General features: G+C 76.1%; 1 protein-coding gene. It reads right to left on the reverse strand.

Annotation, left to right across the window (positions count from 1 at the left end; all coding sequences use genetic code 11):
- Positions 1-124 precede the first annotated feature (124 nt).
- Complete coding sequence (locus ACZ37P_RS19715; RefSeq protein ID WP_467347709.1) at positions 125-1,417, reverse strand: M18 family aminopeptidase; 1,293 nt, start codon at positions 1,415-1,417, stop codon at positions 125-127.
- Positions 1,418-1,578: the final 161 nt, after the last annotated feature.

The following is a 1,578-nucleotide window of genomic DNA, read 5'->3' on the forward strand; positions in this document are numbered from 1 at the left end:
CCCCCCCCCCCCCCCCCCCCCCCCCCCCCCCCCCCCCCCCCCCCCCCCCCCCCCCCCCCCCCCCCCCCCCCCCCCCCCCCCCCCCCCCCAGGCCCCGGAAGGCCCCGGGAAGCAGGCCCCGGAGTCAGGCCGCCAGGAAGGCTGTCAGGGCGCTGGCCAGCAGATGCGGGTCGTCGGCGCCGGACATCTCGCGGGCCGAGTGCATCGAGAGGATCGGCACCCCGACGTCGACCGTGGTGATGCCGTGCCGGGCGGAGGTGATCGGGCCGATCGTCGTCCCGCAGGGCATCGAGTTGTTCGACACGAAGTGCTGGTAGGGGACGCCCGCCGTGTCGCAGGCCGCCGCGAAGACGCCGCGGCCGGTGCCGTCGGTGGCGTACCGCTGGTTGACGTTGGTCTTCAGGATCGGGCCGCCGTTGGCGCGCGGGTGGTGCGTCGGGTCGTGCCGCTCGGCGTAGTTGGGGTGCACGGCGTGGCCGGAGTCCGACGAGACGCAGACGCTCGCGGCCAGCGCGCGCTGCCGCTCCTCGAAGCCGCCGCCGCGCGCGTGCACCGAGCGGCTGAGGACGTTGCCGAGCAGCGGGCCCTGGGCGCCGGTGTCGGACTGGCTGCCGTTCTCCTCGTGGTCGAAGGCGGCGAGCACCGGGATGTACGTGGGGTCCTGGCCGCCCGCCGCGGCGGCCAGCGCGGCGGCGCCCGCGTGCACCGACAGCAGATTGTCCAGCCGGGGGCAGGCGAACAGCTCCTCGTCGCGCCCGAGGAAGGCGGGCGGCTGTGTGTCGTGCGTCATCAGGTCCCAGCCGACGACGTCCTCCGGGTCGAGGTCCGCCCGCTCGGCGAGGTAGCCGATCAGGTCGCCGTCCTGCGCGTCGCCCAGCCCCCACACCGGCTGGAGGTGGCGCTGCTTGTCCAGCGTCAGCCCGTCGTTCACGCCCCGGTCCAGGTGGATCGCGAGCTGCGGCACCCGCAGCAGCGGGCGGTCGGTCGCGACCAGCCGCGTACTGCCGTCGCGCAGCGTCAGCCGGCCCGCCAGGCCCAGGTCCCGGTCCAGCCAGCTGTTCAGCAGCGGGCCGCCGTAGATCTCCACCGCCACCTGGCGCCAGCCCTGCGACCCCATGTCCGGGCGCGGCTTCACCCGCAGATTCGGCGAGTCCGTGTGCGCGCCGACGATCCTGAACGGTGTCTCCGGCCGTGCGCCGTCCGGCACGAACCACGCCACCACCGCGCCCCCGCGCAGCACATACCGCCCGCCCGGCTCGGCCCCCCACTTCGCCGTCTCCGCCACCCGCCGGAACCCGGCCCCCTCCAGCCGCTCCGCCACGGTCGCCACCGCGTGGTACGGCGTCGGACTCGCCTGCACGAAGGCGGCCAGATCTTCGGTGTGCTTACGGCCAAACGCCGGACGCTGAGAGCTCATGCCCTCAGCTTAGTTTTCGGCCACATGGCTCGCCCCGCTAGGGGCGCGGGGAACTGCGCGAGCAACCCCGCCCCGGGGGGGGGGGGGGGGGGGGGGGGGAGGGGGGGGGGGGGGGGGGGGAGGGGGGGGGGGGGGGGGGGGGGAAGGAGCTTAGAGAAACG

It is taken from the genome of Streptomyces sp. NPDC024632, from assembly GCF_055559175.1.

Excerpts from the sequence above, each read along its gene's own strand:
- ACZ37P_RS19715 (WP_467347709.1), bottom strand. The coding sequence starts at position 1,417 with ATGAGCTCTCAGCGTCCGGCGTTTGGCCGTAAGCACACCGAAGATCTG.